This window comes from Azospirillum sp. VT-I1 (assembly GCF_055698305.1).
This window is the reverse complement of the sequence record NZ_CP168800.1, coordinates 1,552,027-1,566,738: the sequence shown is the minus strand read 5'-3', so window position 1 is coordinate 1,566,738 and position 14,712 is coordinate 1,552,027. Positions and strand designations below refer to the sequence as shown.

At 68.3% G+C, this 14,712-nt stretch carries 15 protein-coding genes; 9 read left to right on the top strand and 6 right to left on the bottom strand.

Annotated elements, in window-relative coordinates:
• Window positions 1–351: 351 nt before the first annotated feature.
• Window positions 352–2,208, top strand: coding sequence for an EAL domain-containing protein (locus AB8P05_RS07520; protein ID WP_472757499.1), 1,857 nt, complete (start codon window positions 352–354; stop codon window positions 2,206–2,208).
• A 29-nt stretch (window positions 2,209–2,237) separates the two neighbouring features.
• Here the strand turns inward: AB8P05_RS07520 and AB8P05_RS07515 are convergent, their stop codons facing one another.
• The 6 genes from AB8P05_RS07515 to AB8P05_RS07490 all read right to left on the bottom strand — a co-directional run bounded on the left by AB8P05_RS07515 (window position 2,238) and on the right by AB8P05_RS07490 (window position 9,077).
• Window positions 2,238–3,017 (bottom strand): ABC transporter ATP-binding protein, encoded by a 780-nt coding sequence (locus AB8P05_RS07515; protein ID WP_472757498.1) that lies wholly within the window; start codon window positions 3,015–3,017, stop codon window positions 2,238–2,240.
• A gap of 2 nt (window positions 3,018–3,019) precedes the next feature.
• Complete coding sequence (locus tag AB8P05_RS07510; protein ID WP_472757497.1) at window positions 3,020–3,904, bottom strand: ABC transporter ATP-binding protein; 885 nt, start codon at window positions 3,902–3,904, stop codon at window positions 3,020–3,022.
• A 3-nt stretch (window positions 3,905–3,907) separates the two neighbouring features.
• Entirely contained in the window at window positions 3,908–4,828 is a 921-nt protein-coding gene (gene nikC / locus AB8P05_RS07505; RefSeq protein WP_472757496.1) for a nickel transporter permease, read from the bottom strand.
• Window positions 4,825–5,835 carry an ABC transporter permease gene (locus AB8P05_RS07500; RefSeq protein WP_472757495.1) on the bottom strand — a complete coding sequence of 337 codons (1,011 nt, stop codon included), beginning with the start codon at window positions 5,833–5,835 and terminating at the stop codon, window positions 4,825–4,827. The genes nikC and AB8P05_RS07500 overlap by 4 nt, the downstream gene beginning before the upstream one ends.
• A 258-nt stretch (window positions 5,836–6,093) precedes the next feature.
• The gene (trxB, locus tag AB8P05_RS07495; RefSeq protein ID WP_472757494.1) at window positions 6,094–7,098 is read right to left on the bottom strand and encodes a thioredoxin-disulfide reductase; all 1,005 of its coding nucleotides are present in this window, start codon (window positions 7,096–7,098) and stop codon (window positions 6,094–6,096) included.
• Window positions 7,099–7,148: 50 nt separating this feature from the next.
• Window positions 7,149–9,077, bottom strand: coding sequence for a hypothetical protein (locus tag AB8P05_RS07490; RefSeq protein ID WP_472757493.1), 1,929 nt, complete (start codon window positions 9,075–9,077; stop codon window positions 7,149–7,151).
• Window positions 9,078–9,272: 195 nt separating this feature from the next.
• Between AB8P05_RS07490 and AB8P05_RS07485 the strand changes: the two genes are divergently transcribed.
• From AB8P05_RS07485 to AB8P05_RS07450, 8 genes are all read left to right on the top strand, one after another.
• A complete protein-coding gene (locus tag AB8P05_RS07485) occupies window positions 9,273–9,887 on the top strand; it encodes a PadR family transcriptional regulator (protein ID WP_455172595.1) in 615 nt (204 codons plus the stop codon).
• A 21-nt stretch (window positions 9,888–9,908) separates the two neighbouring features.
• Window positions 9,909–10,202 (top strand): DUF2218 domain-containing protein, encoded by a 294-nt coding sequence (locus tag AB8P05_RS07480; protein ID WP_472757492.1) that lies wholly within the window; start codon window positions 9,909–9,911, stop codon window positions 10,200–10,202.
• Between the two features lie 259 nt (window positions 10,203–10,461).
• The gene (locus AB8P05_RS07475; RefSeq protein WP_111067213.1) at window positions 10,462–10,917 is read left to right on the top strand and encodes an RrF2 family transcriptional regulator; all 456 of its coding nucleotides are present in this window, start codon (window positions 10,462–10,464) and stop codon (window positions 10,915–10,917) included.
• A gap of 143 nt (window positions 10,918–11,060) precedes the next feature.
• Complete coding sequence (cysK, locus tag AB8P05_RS07470; protein WP_455172593.1) at window positions 11,061–12,020, top strand: cysteine synthase A; 960 nt, start codon at window positions 11,061–11,063, stop codon at window positions 12,018–12,020.
• A gap of 152 nt (window positions 12,021–12,172) precedes the next feature.
• Window positions 12,173–12,964: a hypothetical protein gene (locus AB8P05_RS07465; RefSeq protein ID WP_472757491.1), complete on the top strand. Its 792-nt coding sequence runs from the start codon at window positions 12,173–12,175 to the stop codon at window positions 12,962–12,964.
• 94 nt (window positions 12,965–13,058) lie between these two features.
• Window positions 13,059–13,847, top strand: coding sequence for a HesA/MoeB/ThiF family protein (locus tag AB8P05_RS07460; RefSeq protein WP_455172591.1), 789 nt, complete (start codon window positions 13,059–13,061; stop codon window positions 13,845–13,847).
• 34 nt (window positions 13,848–13,881) lie between these two features.
• The gene (locus AB8P05_RS07455) at window positions 13,882–14,343 is read left to right on the top strand and encodes a DsrE family protein (RefSeq protein WP_472757490.1); all 462 of its coding nucleotides are present in this window, start codon (window positions 13,882–13,884) and stop codon (window positions 14,341–14,343) included.
• 28 nt (window positions 14,344–14,371) lie between these two features.
• A complete protein-coding gene (locus tag AB8P05_RS07450; protein ID WP_472757489.1) occupies window positions 14,372–14,629 on the top strand; it encodes a hypothetical protein in 258 nt (85 codons plus the stop codon).
• The last annotated feature ends 83 nt before the right edge of the window (window positions 14,630–14,712 follow it).

The following is a 14,712-nucleotide window of genomic DNA, read 5'->3' as shown; positions in this document are numbered from 1 at the left end:
TCAGCAGGTCAAGGATCGCCTTGATCAACTGAAGCACCAGGACCAGGAGGACGAGTGCTTTTTCCACTCCGTGCTCCCAGGTAGGTGGGACGCGGGCGGTGGCCGTTCCGCCGCCCGGTTCCCACCACCGCATGCACAGCGGTGCGCGACGGGACGGACAACGCGCATTCCACCGCACCGTGTGCGTCGCATCTCCCGGTCAACTCATTCGCCAGGGCTTTCGAGCCATCCGCCTCCCCGGCGGGTGCCGGTGTTGTGCAACAACGCCGGGCTGTGGTCATGAAAACGCAAACAAGCTCTGTTACAAGCAGATGCCGCCCCACTGTGGGATCGGCGCTGGCGGACCGAGCGATGACTGTGCTGACCACGACTGAAGCGGGACGGATGGAAAGCGGCCGTGCCGAGTCCTACGGCGCGAGTTGGAACGCCGTCCGCTCCGGTCAGGACGGAAGCGTGGCGTTCGACTGGGCGTCGGCGGTCGGTGCCCTGCGCTATGCCTTCCAACCCATCGTCCAGCTGCGCTCCGGCCGCTGCCACGGCTATGAGGCGCTGCTGCGCGGGTTCGAGCGCACCGGCTTCGCCAATGCCGGCGAGTTGCTGGACGCCGCCGAGGCCGCCGGACTGCTGGCGACGGTGGAGACCGCGCTGCACGCCAAGGCGGTCGCCGCCTATCGCGCGCTGGCGGGTTGGAGCGAGGCGAAGCTGTTCCTGAACCTGGACGCCCGGCTGATCGGCCATCCGGACTCGCCCTGGCTGGCCCGCGACCCGGCGGCGTCGCGCAACAGCGGCATCGTGCTGGAGCTGTCGGAAAGCCGTCCCGTCGCCAGCGGCGTCGCGGTGGATGCGGCGGTGGACCGCTACCGCCATGGCGGGGCCGGGATCGCCATCGACGATTTCGGCGTCGGCCATTCCGGCCTGCGCACGCTGTACGAGGCGCGTCCGGACTATGTGAAGATCGACCGCTTCTTCATCGCCGGCATCGACACCGACTCGCGCAAGCGGGCGCTGGTGGCGGCGCTGGCCGGCCACGCCCATGCGCTGGGCATCCAGATCGTGGCGGAGGGGGTGGAGACCGTCACCGAGTTCTACACCTGCCGCGACCTCGGTTGCGATTTCGCCCAGGGCTTCCTGATCGCCCGGCCGCGGGTGGATTTGACCGGGCTGCCCAACCGCTATGCCATCGTCGAGGATCTCAACCGCCAGGACCGGCGCCAGCCCAGCGAATCGCACCGCCGCCTGTCGGAGGTGATTGAACGGCTGCCGCCGCTGCGGGTCGATTCGCGCAAGACCGAGCTTCTGGACTATTTCCGCCGCGACGGCAGCGCCTCCATCGCGCCGATCGTGGACGAACATGACCGGCCGCTGGGGCTGATCCGGGAACGCGACCTGAAGCGCTTCGTCTATTCGCGCTTCGGCGGAGAGCTGCTGCGCAACCGCGGGCTGGGCGACCGGCTGGACGATCTGGTCATCCGTTCGCCGGTCTGCGACATCTCCACCCCGCTGGACCGGGTGATCGAAGCCTTCTCCACCGAATCCGCCGCCGACGGCATCGTCATCGTGGAGGGCGGCGCCTATGCCGGGGTGCTGTCGGGTGGCGCACTGCTGCGGCTGGTGCATGAGCGCAATCTGGCGATGGCGACCGACCAGAACCCGCTGACCCGTCTGCCCGGCAATGCCGCCATCCTGCGCCACATCGAAGGGGCGTTGGCGGATGGTGCGCGCAGTCATGTGCTGGCCTATCTGGATTTTGACAACTTCAAACCCTTCAACGACAATTTCGGTTTCCGGCAGGGCGACCGCGCCATCCTGATGTTCAGCGAGCGGCTGAAGGCCTGGACCGGCAGCGCCGGGGCCTCCATCGACGCTGACGCCTTCGCCGGCCATATCGGCGGCGACGACTTCTTCCTGGGCGTCAGCGGTGGGGAGGAGGGCGAGGTGCTGGCCCGGCTGGCCGAACTGCTGGCCCTGTTCCGCTCCGACGCCGAAAGCCTGTACGACGCCGAAACGCGGGTCAGCGGCGGCTTCCTGGCGAAGGACCGCTATGGGGCGGTGCGGCGTTTTCCGCTGCTGGCGGCCAGCGGCGTCGCCGTGGTGATCCCGCCCGGCTGCCACGGGCTGACCCCGGACACCATCAACGCCGCCATCGCCGACCATAAGGCCGCGGCCAAGGGGGCGGAGGACAAGCTGTGCGTGGTGCGGCTGGCGTGAAGGGAGTTACGGCCCGGTTGCCCCCACCCTCACGCATAATCCCGGAACCCCTCCGCCGCCGCGCGATCGTAGCCCTGGCTGGCACGCAGGAGTTGCAGGGTGTAGGGCTCGCGCGCGGCACCGCGGCGCAACTCCTCCACGCTCATCTCCTCCACCAGACGGCCGCGGTTCATCACCGCCAAGCGGTCGCACAGGTTGGCGACGACGGCGAGGTTGTGGGTGACCAGCACCAGCGTCAGGCCATGCTCCGCCCGCAGCCGGCGCAGCAGGTTCAGGATCTCCGCCTGGACCGAGACGTCGAGGGCGGAGGTCGGCTCGTCCAGCAGCAGTACCCGCGGCTCCAGCACCAGGGCGCGGGCGATGGCGACGCGCTGGCGCTGGCCGCCTGAGAGCTGGTGCGGGTAGCGGAAGCGGAAGGCAGGGCCGAGCCCGACATCGCGCAGCACCCGGTCGATGCGGGCGTGGGCATCGCCCAGCCCATGGATGGCGATGGGCTCGGCCAGGATGCGGTCCACGGTGTGGCGCGGATGCAGGGAGCCGTAGGGGTCCTGGAACACCATCTGGCAGAGCTTGTAGAAGTCCTTCCGGCGTTTCGGCCCCTGCTCCGTACCGGCGACGGCGATGCGGCCGGTCCACTCGTCGTTCAGGCCGCTGACCGCGCGCAGGACGGTCGATTTGCCGGAGCCCGATTCGCCGACGAGCCCGAAGCTTTCGCCCTCCCGCACCGACAGGGTGACGCCGTCCACCGCCGTGACGGTATCGGCGCCCTGGCCGAAGCGGACCCGCAGATCCCGGATGTCGATCATCATCCTTACGCCTCCAGCCCATAGGCCAACCTATCGGCCAACCAGGCCGGGTCGCGGCTCAACACCGGCAGGTCGCCCGGCGGCTCGTCGATCCTGGGCAGGCTGGCCAGCAGGCCGCGGGTGTAGGGGTGCTGGGCGGCATGCAATTCCGACGCGCGGCAGCTCTCCACCACCCGGCCGGCATACATGATGAGGATACGGTCGCAGAAGGAGGCGACGAGGTTCAGGTCGTGGCTGACGAAGATCATGCCCATGCCGCGCTGGGAGCAGAGGTCGTCCAGGATCGCCAGCACCTGCATCTGCACGGTGACGTCGAGAGCGGAGGTCGGCTCGTCGGCGATCAGCAGGTCGGGGTCGGGGATCAGCATCATGGCGATCATGATGCGCTGGCCCATGCCGCCCGACACTTCGTGCGGGTAGCGGTCATAGACCCGCTCCGGATCGCGGATGCGCACGGCGGCCAGCATCTCCAGCGCCCGGCGCTTGGCCTCTGCCGCACTGGCCTTGCTGTGGACGCGGTAGGCCTCGGCGATCTGGCGGCCGACGGTCATCACCGGGTTGAGCGAGTATTTCGGGTCCTGCATCACCATGGCGATGCGCCGGCCGCGGATGTCGCGCATGCGCTTGGGCGACGCCGCCAGCAGATCCTCGCCGTTGAAGGCCAGCCGGTCGGCGGTTACCCGGCCCGGCGGCGGCACGAGGCGCAGGATGGAGCGGCCGGTCATCGACTTGCCGGAGCCCGACTCGCCGACGATGCCCAGCTTCTCCCGCCCCAGAGTGAAGGAGACGCCGCGCACCGCCTCGGCTACGCCGTTGCGGGTGGGGAAGGCGACGCGGAGGTTGGAGACTTCCAGCAGGGGGGTGTTGTCCGCCGTCATTTTATCGGCCATGGGTCAGTCCCCCTTCGGGTCCAGCACGTCGCGTAGCCCGTCGCCCAGCAGGTTGAAGCCCAGGCTGACGACGAAGATGGCGAGGCCCGGCATGGCGGCGACCCACCATTGCTCCAGCACATATTGCCGGCCGCTGGCGATCATCGCCCCCCATTCCGGCAGCGGCGGCTGGGCACCGAGGCCGAGGAAGCCCAATCCGGCGGCGGTCAGGATCACGCCGGCCATGTCCAGCGTCGTCCGCACGATCAGCGAGGCGATGCACAGCGGCATGATGTGGCCGAGGATGATGCGCAGGCTGGAGGCGCCCTGCAGACGGGCGGCGCTGATGAAGTCGGCGCGGCGGACGGTCAGTGTCTCCGCCCGCGCGATGCGAGCGTAAGGCGGCCAGGAGGTGATGGCGATGGCGATCACCGCATTCTCGATGCCGGGACCCAGAGCCGCGACGAATGCCAGCGCCAGGATCAGCTTGGGGAAGGCGAGTGCGATGTCGGTGATGCGCATCAGCACGGTGTCGATCCAGCCGCCGAAATAGCCGGCGACCGTGCCGATCACCAGCCCGGCCAGCGGGGCGGTCGCCGCCACCAGCGCCACGATCATCAAGGTCAGCCGCGCGCCATGGATCAGGCGGGACAGGATGTCGCGCCCGAAGGCGTCGGTGCCCAGCCAATGGGCCGCACTGGGCGGCATCAGCCGGTTGTTCAAATCCTGGGCATAGGGGTGGTAGGGCGCGAGCACAGGGGCCAATGCCGCGACGACCACCAGGGCCAGCACGATCAACAGCCCGGCGACGGCCAGCCGGTTGCGGCGGAAGGCGGTCCAGCCGGCCCAGGCGCGGCCCAGCCGGGCCTGCGCGCGGGAGTGCGGCGTGTCGGTGGTCAGCCAGTCCCGCCAGCCGGCGGATCGGGTTTCGGTGTGCACGGTCATCGGGCCCGGGGATCCAGAAGGCGGTAGAGCAGGTCGGACAGCAGGTTCAGCGCGATGAAGACCCCGCCGACCACCAGCGTCCCGCCCAGCACCGCGTTCATGTCGGCGCTGAGCAGCGAATTGGTGATGTAGAGCCCCAGGCCGGGCCAGGCGAACACCGTCTCTGTCAGGACCGAGCCCTCCAGCAGGCTGGCATAGGACAGCGCGATGACGGTGATCAGCGGCACCGTGATGTTGCGCAGCGCATGGCCCCAGACCACGCGGGTCTCCGACAGGCCCTTCACCCGGGCGGTGGTGATGTATTCCTGGCGCAGTTGGTCCAGCATGAAGCCGCGCGTCATACGCGCGATGTAGGCGACGCAATGGAGGCCTAGGATGGCCGACGGCAGAACCAGATGGCCCACCGCGTTCCAGAAGATGTCCGTTTCGCCGGCCAGAAGCGCGTCGACCGTGACGATGCCGGTCACCTGATCGACCATCCCCTCATGGAAGACGTCGACCCGGCCCGGCCCCGGCGCCCAGTCCAGCTTGGCGTAGAACAGCAGCAGCGCCATCAGTCCCAGCCAGAAGACCGGCACCGAATGGCCGAGCAGCCCGAGCAGGCGGATCGCATGGTCGGGCCAGCGCCCACGGTTGACGGCGGCGAACACCCCCGCGGGGATGCCCAGCAGCGCCCCGACGACGGCAGCGACGGTCGCCAGTTCCAGCGTCGCCGGGAAGACCCGCAGCACGTCCTCCAGCACCGGGCGGGAGGTCAGCACCGAGGTGCCGAGGTCGCCCTGCAGCACGTCGCCGACATAGCGGAGGAACTGCTGCCACAGCGGCAAGTCGAGACCAAGCTGCGTGCGCATCTGCGCATAGCTTTCGGCATTGGCCCGGTCGCCGAGCGCCGATAGCACCGGGTCGATCGGCACCACGCGGCCGATCAGGAAGGTGACCAGCAGCAGGCCCAGCAGGGTGACGGCCACCGTGACCAGCAGGGTCAGGCCGCGTTTCAGCGTAGGCAAGAGGACTCCCTCGCGGTTGGAGCGCCAAGGGAATCACAGTCGGGGCTTTGTGCAAAGCCCGTCAAGGGCATAGGGGATATGGGGAGGGGGTGCAGGTGCGGCGGGTGCCCCCTCCCTATCCCTCCCCGCGTTCCGCGGGAGAGGGGATTGGACGCTTGTCAGCGCAATGGTCTGCAAACAAGCGACGGAGTTCTCTCTCCCACCGAAGGTGGGGAGGGTTAGGGAGGGGGCACCCGCCGCTGGAACTCGACCCTCAGCTCACCAGGTCCCCGCCGGGCTGGGATCGCCATGGGCGCCGGCGGCCGGTTCGTGGTGGGCGAGCCAGCGTTCGGCCTCCAGCGCCGCCATGCAGCCCATGCCGGCGGCGGTGACCGCCTGACGGTAGATCTTGTCCTTCACGTCGCCGGCGGCGAAAACGCCGGCGATGTTGGTGGCGGTCGAATCGGGGGCGGTGATGATGTAGCCCGACTCGTCCATCTCCACCTTGCCCTGGAAGATGCCGGTCGCCGGCACATGGCCGATGGCGACGAAGACGCCGGCCACCGGGATCACGCGCTCCTCGCCCGACTTGACGTTCTTGATGCGCACGCCGGTGACGGCGCGCGGGTTGCCCATGGTGCCGTCGCCCTCGCCGACGATCTCCTCCACCGTGCTGTCCCACACAACCTCGATCTTCGGATGGCGGAACAGGCGGTCCTGCATGATGCGTTCGGCGCGGAAGCTGTCGCGGCGGTGGATGACCGTCACCTTGGTGGCGTGGTTGGTCAGGTACAGCGCCTCCTCGACGGCGGAGTTGCCGCCGCCGATCACCGCGACCTCCTTGCCGCGGAAGAAGAAGCCGTCGCAGGTGGCGCAGGCCGACACGCCGAAGCCGCGGTAGATCTCCTCGGTCGAGATGCCGAGCCAGCGCGCCTGGGCGCCGGTGGCGATGATGACGCTGTCGGCGGTGTAGGTGTCGCCGCTGTCGCCCTTGCAGACGAAGGGACGCTGCGTGAAGTCGACGTCGGTGATCAGGTCGAACACCATCTTCGTCCCGACATGCTCCGCCTGCTTCTGCATCTGCTCCATCAGCCAGGGGCCCTGGATCGGATCGGCGAAGCCGGGGAAATTCTCCACATCGGTGGTGATCATCAGCTGACCGCCCGGCTGCATGCCCTGGACCATCAGCGGTTCCAGGTTGGCGCGCGCAGCATAGATGGCGGCGGTGTAGCCGGCCGGGCCGGCGCCGATGATGAGGACCTTGGTGTGGTGCGTGGTAGCCATGGGTGTGATCCCGCAGTGTATCGGCAGAATGGAAGGCGATCGGAACGGTTCTAGAAACCGAACATATGGTCGAGGCTGAAGGCGCTTTCACCGGCAGCAAGGCAGCCATGGTAGCCGAACAGGCGGCAGGTGGTATCGCGGATCAGCACATAGGCGTGGTCGCCCGCGGCAATCCGTTCCGCTTCCGAAAACATCTCGTGATAGCGCCAGAAGCGTGAGCCGCCGCAGGGGATTTCCAACTGCTTCCGCGCCACCTCCACGCCGTCGCGCCGCCGCAGGATCAGCTTGGTGTCGGACGTGGCATGCCACCGGGTCGAGGCAGGGTAGACGAGGTGGCAGAGCGTATCCCACGGGTCGGTGCCCAGCCGCAGGAACAGGCGGGTCGACAGGCCGGGCGGGCGGCCATGGTAGCTCTGCGGTTCCTCGCGGTAGACCATCGCCATGTTGAACATGTGGCTGCCGAAGCTGGTTTCCGCCACATGGCCGGTCTTTACGTCTTCGTAACGGACCAGGGCGTGCAGCCAGCCGTCGGCAATCGTTCCGGCTTCGAAATCATAGACCAGCTCGACATGGCCCCAATTGTCGACGACCGTCCTGTCGGCGACCAGCCCCGTCACGTCCAGCGCCTTGCTGTCGGAGCGCTTGAGGTTGCCGAACCGATGCTCGGCGACGGCCTCACCGTTGCGGTCGTAGACGACGGCCTTCACCGGCAGTTCGGTCTGCGCCGTGCTCATCGGCGTCGGCAGCAGGGTGGTGCGCCAGCGGCCCATCGGCAGCAGCGGGGCCGGCAGGATGTGGCCCTTGCCGACCACGCCCTTGTCCACCGCGCCGCCGGTCAGCAGCGGCAGCTTGGGGTCCGGCTTCAGGTCGGTGCGCTCGACATTGGCGTGGGCCATGCGGCGGCGTCCGTCGGCGGCGACGATCTCGTAGCGCGGGCGGACGAAGTGCTTGCCGGCCTGCACCTCGAACTGCTGCGGCCAGCGGGCCTCGGGGAACAGGCTGGCGGTATCCAGTTCGACCGTGGCGAAGGCCGGGATCGTCCTGTCCAGCGTCCGGATTTCCGCCGAGCCCATCAGGTTCAGCCCGACGGCGCCGGCCGGGATCGGGGTGGGGTGGCTGTTCTGGATCCACAGGGACACCCGCTCGCCCTCGCGCGGGGCGGGGAGGCCGGCATAGAGGTCGGCCGGCCAGGCGTTGGCGTCGTGGGTGCAGGACAGAACGCCGTCGTCGTCGCCATAGGTGTCGAGCGCGTACTTCACCACGTCGTGGCCGGCGGCGCCGATGACGTGCAGGAACAGCGACCCGCAGAAGGGGGACAGGTTGAAGCGCTCCCGCACCTGCCGGCTGTCAATCACCACGGTGCCGTCGGACGGCGGCATCGGCTCCGTCCAGTCGGCGATGGGGCGGCCCTCGCCGTCGAACAGGCAGGCCCACAGCCGGGTGCCCTTGGCGCCGTAGCGCGGCCAGTAGTTGGCCGACACCACGCGGGTGTGATGGCCGTCGCCGTCGCGGAACCAGGCGAAGTTGGTCGCCCAGTTGAACTTCGACAGGTAATGGCCGGGGTCGTTCAGCATGTCCTCCGGCACGCGCATGGCGTCCAGCGAGACGACGCCGGCCTGCTTCGGAATCAGGTGGGCGATGTGGCCTTCCAAGCGCTGCGAATCGAAGGCGACGATGAAGACGGTGCGGGCGCCGCTGGACGGCAGGTCGGTCACCGGACGGGCGGCGTGGCCGAACACCTCCTTCCCCACCTGTTCCACGTCCTGGACATAGATGCCGCAGACCGGCACCGCCGACAGGTCGTAGAACTCGGCCAGACCGGACAGCAGGCCCAGCGGGTCATAGACGGCCACCGGGCCGTAGGAGGCCAGCCGCGCGATCAGGATCGCGGCCTTGGGCGCCGCCAGCGGATGGCCCACCGCCTTGAAGAAGCTGGAACCGCCGGTGACGTTGGAAAAGGTCTCGATCCGAAGGGACATCAGGGCACACACGCGCGAAAGCAAAGCCAGGGCGTCGGTTATAGCCCCTTCGGCTGGGTGGGCGACAGTGATTTGCGGTCGACGGCGCTTCGCAGGGGCGCGTGTGCGCTCATCCGAACGCACCCCCTTGTCGAAGAGCGTGTTTCGATATATCTAAGATTTCGTTATATCGAAACTGCATCAAGAGAGGGTTCCATGCTTCGGCATCTGTTTCATGGGCGCGGGCGCCGCTTCTCCCGTCCGGACTTCGACGATGAGGCGCCGGACGGGCGCGGCCGTCATGGGCATCGCGGCGGCTGGGAAGGTTTCGGGCGCGGGCGGGGCGGCGGCTTCGGTGGCGGCCGGGGAGAGCGGCGCGTCTTCGACCATGGCGACCTGCGCCTCGTCCTGCTGTGGCTGGTCGCGGAGAAGCCGCGCTCCGGCTACGACCTCATCAAGACCATCGAGGAGATGGTCGGCGGCGCCTATAGCCCCAGCCCGGGCGTCGTCTACCCGACGCTGACCCTGCTGGAGGAGCAGGGCCACATCCGCGTCGGTTCGACCGAAGGCAACAAGAAGCTGTACGAGATCACGCCCGAGGGGGCGGAGGCGCTGAAGGCGGCGGAGCCGGCGGTGGCCGCGGTGCGCGAACGGATCGCCCACGCGAAGGCCCGCCAGCAGCGCGAATCCTCGCCGCAGATCGTCCGCGCCGTCGAGAACTTCAAGTTGGCCCTGCGGCTGCGCCTGTCGCGCGGCGATCTGACGGCGGAGCAGACCCAGGCCATCGCCGACGCCATCGACGCCGCCGCCCGCGCGGTCGAACGGACCTGAACAAGGAAGGAGAGGAAGACCATGGCTGCATCGACCGCCCGCATCGCGACCGCCAACGGCCGCCGCTACATGACCCAGCTGTGCAAGCACTGGGCGCATAAGTTCGAGGTCGCCTATGACGAGGACACCGGGTTGGTGCCCTTCGCGCCCGACCGCCGCTGCCGGATGGCGGCGGACGCCGAAGGGCTGACCCTGACCGTCGAGGTGGAGGATGCCGGACAGATGGAGCGCATGCAGGGGGTGGTCGTCGACCATCTGAAGCGCTTCGCCTTCCGCGAGGATCTGGGGGAGGTGGCCTGGACCGCCGCGCCGTGACGACGGCCCTCCCGCGGATCCGCCCGAGGTGGCGCCCGAGGTGGCGTGTGGGCAGCGGAGCTTTTTCCCGAGTCTGTCTGCGACAAATCCTGTTGTGAATTCCCGCGCTGGAGGTGTAAAACGCCTCTTAACCAACAGGCGGAAATGGGGGAGATGACGGCGTTTCCACCTGCGCACCGGTGTGAGGCCGGCGTGCGCAGGATTTGCCGAACCCCCGCCACCGCGGCACGCACAGTCAGACCATCGGGAGTCGCTCGTGATGCTCCGCATCTCCAAGAAGCTGATGTTCGCCATCGAGGCGGTCCTCGACATCGCCTACAACGCGGGCACCGAGCCGGTGCAGTCCGGGGAGATCACCCGGCGCCAGGGCATTCCGAAGCGCTACCTGGAACAGGTGCTGCAGCAATTGGTGCGCGAAGGCGTGCTGGCCGGGGTGCGGGGGCCGCGCGGCGGCTACCGGTTGGCGCGTGAGCGGCGGCGGATCACGCTGGGCGAGATCGTGCGCGTCGTCCGTTCGATGGAGACCGCCACCGACCCGATCGAAGAGCCGGCGGGCTCCATCCTCGGCCATCAGGTCGTGCGTCCGCTGTGGGGCGAACTGCAGGAGGAATGCATGGCGAAGCTCGACACCATCACGGTCGAGGACCTGTGCATGCGCGCCCGCCGCGCCGGGGTGGAGAGCGAGACCGAGGATCGGATCGACTTCACCATCTGACGTTTCCGCCGCGGTGCCGCCGCCCGTCCGGTCGCACCGGCGGACCGGCATCCCCACTTCCCGTTTGACAGGCCTCCCGTGCTGGATAATGCTCTGCCCGGGGTGTTGAACTCAGTTATAACACAAATCTCAGAGGTGGAATCATGGCTGCACCCGAATTCCGTGGCAAGATCTATGACAGCATCCTCGACACGATCGGCGCCACGCCGCTGGTGCGGCTGAACCGCCTTGCCGACGATGCCGGGGTCAAGGCCCAGATCATCGGCAAGCTGGAGTTCTTCAATCCGCTGGCCAGCGTCAAGGACCGCATCGGCCGCGCCATGATCGACGCCGCGGAGGCCGCCGGCACCATCGCTCCCGGCCGCACGACCCTGGTCGAGCCCACCTCCGGCAACACCGGCATCGCGCTGGCCTTCGTTGCCGCCGCCAAGGGCTACAAGCTGATCCTGACCATGCCGGAAAGCATGTCGGTCGAACGGCGCAAGATGCTGAAGCTGCTGGGTGCCGAACTGGTGCTGACCCCGGCGGCGGAAGGCATGAAGGGTGCCATCCGCAAGGCGGAGGAGATCCTGGCCGCCGATCCGAACGCCTACCTGCTGCAGCAGTTCAAGAACACCGCCAACCCGGCCGTCCACCGCGCCACCACGGCGGAGGAGATCTGGAAGGACACCGACGGTCAGGTCGATTTCCTGATCTCCGGCGTCGGCACCGGCGGCACCCTGACCGGCACCGCCGAGGTCATCAAGGCGCGCAAGCCCTCCTTCAAGGCCGTGGCGGTGGAGCCGGAGGACAGCCCGGTCCTGTCCGGCGGCATGCCCGGCCCGCACAAGATCCAGGGCATCGGCGCCGGCTTCGTCCCCGACATCCTGAAGAAGGAGCTGATCGACGAGGTGGTGCGCATCTCCAACCAGCGCGCCTTCGAGACCGCCCGCAAGGTCGCCCGCCTGGAAGGCGTTCCGGTCGGCATCTCGTCGGGTGCCGCACTCGCCGCGGCGCTGGAGGTCGGCGCCCGTCCGGAGAATGAGGGCAAGCAGATCGTCGTGATCCTGCCGTCCTTCGCCGAGCGCTACCTGTCGACCGCCCTGTTCGAAGGGCTGGAGTAACCGGCTCTGCCGCGGAGCGGGGCGCCGGCCGTCCCCGCTCCGCAGCCTATCCGCGAAATTCCGGCCTGAAATTTGACGGAATTTGCGGTTTCGGCTATTGTTCCCGGCGACGCCAGAGCCTTTTCCGTCCGCACCGCCGGGGAGTGACCGTCATGTCGGATGTGACCGCCGCCACCTACGTCCCGAACCTGTCGAGCAGTTCCTTCTCGCAGCTCAAGGGGCAGACGACCAAGATCGGGTTCGACGGAGCCAACGCCGACACCCAGACCTTCACGGTCGACAAGGCCGGCGAGTTCAACTTCAAGATCAACGACACCTTCACCAACGTCGAGATCCGCAACGAGCGGGACGAGGTGGTGACGACCATCCGGTCGAAGGAATCGGCGTCGGACGTCACCGCGCGGCTGGGGCCCGGCACCTACACGGCGACCATTTCCCAGGCCAACCGGGCGGCGGGCGTGCGCGATTATTCGCTGGAGGTGACGGAGCGGCAGAACATCCTGGTGACCGGGGCCGGCGCGACGCTGAAGGGCACCGCACAGCCGCCGGGAAACGGCGATACCGGCGTGCAGAAGCACACCTTCAATGTTCTGCAGGGCGGCAACTTCACCGCCAACATATCGCTTCCCAATACGCGCTGGGCGTTGATGGACAAGGACGGCAAGGTCGTCGCCGCCAGCGACTCGGGCAAGCCCGATGCCCAGCAGACCTTCCTGCAGAAGCCGACCTACAAGCTGGAGCCCGGCCAATACACGATGGTGGTGGTCCCGCCGTCCGACCTGAAGTCGCCGTCCGATTTCATGCTGAACCTCGTGCCGCGCAACGCGGAGCTGTCCGAAACGGGCCTGAACCAGGAAAGCGCCATCGCCAAGACGCTGCGCGAACGGCAGACCCGGCTGCGCCAGTGGGCGTCGGAAGCGAAGACGACGTCGACCAAGGCCTGACGGGGCCAAGGGGGCGCCGGGCGGCGTCCGCGGGTCGGAAAATGCCGCATCGAATGTTGCCGCAACGGCGCATCCTTGCGCTATGCTGCGCGCCATGGACTTCACGGACACCCAGCTTCACCGCTATTCCCGCCATATCGTGCTGCCGGAAGTCGGCGGCATCGGGCAGGAGCGGCTTCTGCGATCCAAGGTGCTGGTCGTCGGCGCCGGCGGCCTTGGCGCGCCCCTTCTCCTCTATCTGGCGGCGGCCGGCGTCGGCACCATCGGCATCGTCGATGACGACACGGTCGACCTGTCGAACCTGCAGCGGCAGGTCATCCACGACGAATCGACGCTCGGCCTCCCGAAGGTGGAGAGTGCGGCCGCGCGCATCCGCGCGCTGAACCCCGATGTCCGGGTAGAGGTCCACCGGATGCGGCTGAACCGCGACAACGCGATGGACCTGATCGGCCGCTACGATCTGGTCGCCGACGGGTCGGACAATTTCGCCACGCGCTTCCTGCTGAACGACGCCTGCTTCCTGGCCGGCAAGACGCTGGTGTCGGCGGCGATCCTGCGCTTCGACGGGCAGCTGAGCACCTTCAAGGCCCATCTGGGCGCGCCGCACCCCTGCTATCGCTGCCTGTTCGCCGAACCGCCGCCGCGCGGCACCGTGCCGTCCTGCTCGGAAGGCGGGGTGCTGGGGGCGCTGGCCGGCTTCGTCGGCTCGCTGCAGGCGACGGAGGTGCTGAAGGAGCTGCTGGGGCTGGGCGAAAGCCTGTCGGGCAGCCTGCTGATGATGGACACGCTCTATGCGTCCTATCAGCGCATCGCCATCAGGCGGGATCCCGACTGCGCGCTTTGCGGCGATCATCCGACCATCCACGATCTCTCCGCCCACTGACGGGCGCCACGGGAAAGACGGGAGGCGGCCCATCATGTCCACCACCATGTCGCAGATTTCCGAGAGCACCTCGGCCCTGTCCATAGTGCTGTTCGCCGGCGGCTTCGACCGCGTCCATTACGCCCTGGTGATGGCCAGCGCGGCGGCGGCCACCAACCGCAAGGTCACGCTGTTCTTCACCGGTCGCGCGCTGCGCGCCCTGGTGCATGAGAGCGAGCCGGGGGTGATGGGCTGGCACGATCTGGACCCGGCCGACGACGGCAGCTCGCCGGTGGCGCGCGACCGCTATTTCGCCGCCCACGGCCTCGCCACCTTCGAGGAGCTGCTGGAGGCCTGCGTCGCCATGGGGGTGACGGTGATGGCCTGCGAGATGGGGCTGCGCGCCCTCGGCCTGCCGGCGGGCGTACAGCTGCGCGCCGACGTGCCGGTCGCCACTGGCGGCGTCGTCACCTTCCTGAACGACGCGCCGAAGGGCGGCGCCATGCTGTTCATCTGACACCATTCTCCGATCTGGCGGAAAAAGCATGAACGACAACCGCGAGATCCTCGACCTCGCCAACCGTTTCGAGTCGATCGCCACCGACGGGTTCGAAGGGCGTCCCTACCGGACGGCGCTGGCCGGCCTCGCCCGCCATGTGCGGGGTCATGCCGGGCTGGCACCGCAGGTCGCCCATGCCCTGGGCGTGATGATCCGGCTTATCGGCGAAAGCGATCCCGAGGGGCGCTTCGCCGCCAAGACCGCCATCCTGCAGGAAGCCGTGGAGCTGCTGACGGAGGGCTGAGGGGCGAGAGGACAGCCTTGACCGGGGCGCGGGGCTGCCATGCGTCACGCCGGAGCGGGTCGTCCCGTCATGGGGGCGATGAC

What these genes read in the sequence shown, in the direction of transcription:
- AB8P05_RS07520 (WP_472757499.1), top strand. Translation starts at nt 352, where the DNA reads ATGACTGTGCTGACCACGACTGAAGCGGGACGGATGGAAAGCGGCCGT.
- AB8P05_RS07515 (WP_472757498.1), bottom strand. Translation starts at nt 3,017, where the DNA reads ATGATGATCGACATCCGGGATCTGCGGGTCCGCTTCGGCCAGGGCGCC.
- AB8P05_RS07510 (WP_472757497.1), bottom strand. Translation starts at nt 3,904, where the DNA reads ATGGCCGATAAAATGACGGCGGACAACACCCCCCTGCTGGAAGTCTCC.
- nikC (WP_472757496.1), bottom strand. Translation starts at nt 4,828, where the DNA reads ATGACCGTGCACACCGAAACCCGATCCGCCGGCTGGCGGGACTGGCTG.
- trxB (WP_472757494.1), bottom strand. Translation starts at nt 7,098, where the DNA reads ATGGCTACCACGCACCACACCAAGGTCCTCATCATCGGCGCCGGCCCG.
- AB8P05_RS07490 (WP_472757493.1), bottom strand. Translation starts at nt 9,077, where the DNA reads ATGTCCCTTCGGATCGAGACCTTTTCCAACGTCACCGGCGGTTCCAGC.
- AB8P05_RS07485 (WP_455172595.1), top strand. Translation starts at nt 9,273, where the DNA reads ATGCTTCGGCATCTGTTTCATGGGCGCGGGCGCCGCTTCTCCCGTCCG.
- AB8P05_RS07480 (WP_472757492.1), top strand. Translation starts at nt 9,909, where the DNA reads ATGGCTGCATCGACCGCCCGCATCGCGACCGCCAACGGCCGCCGCTAC.
- AB8P05_RS07475 (WP_111067213.1), top strand. Translation starts at nt 10,462, where the DNA reads ATGCTCCGCATCTCCAAGAAGCTGATGTTCGCCATCGAGGCGGTCCTC.
- cysK (WP_455172593.1), top strand. Translation starts at nt 11,061, where the DNA reads ATGGCTGCACCCGAATTCCGTGGCAAGATCTATGACAGCATCCTCGAC.
- AB8P05_RS07465 (WP_472757491.1), top strand. Translation starts at nt 12,173, where the DNA reads ATGTCGGATGTGACCGCCGCCACCTACGTCCCGAACCTGTCGAGCAGT.
- AB8P05_RS07460 (WP_455172591.1), top strand. Translation starts at nt 13,059, where the DNA reads ATGGACTTCACGGACACCCAGCTTCACCGCTATTCCCGCCATATCGTG.
- AB8P05_RS07455 (WP_472757490.1), top strand. Translation starts at nt 13,882, where the DNA reads ATGTCCACCACCATGTCGCAGATTTCCGAGAGCACCTCGGCCCTGTCC.
- AB8P05_RS07450 (WP_472757489.1), top strand. Translation starts at nt 14,372, where the DNA reads ATGAACGACAACCGCGAGATCCTCGACCTCGCCAACCGTTTCGAGTCG.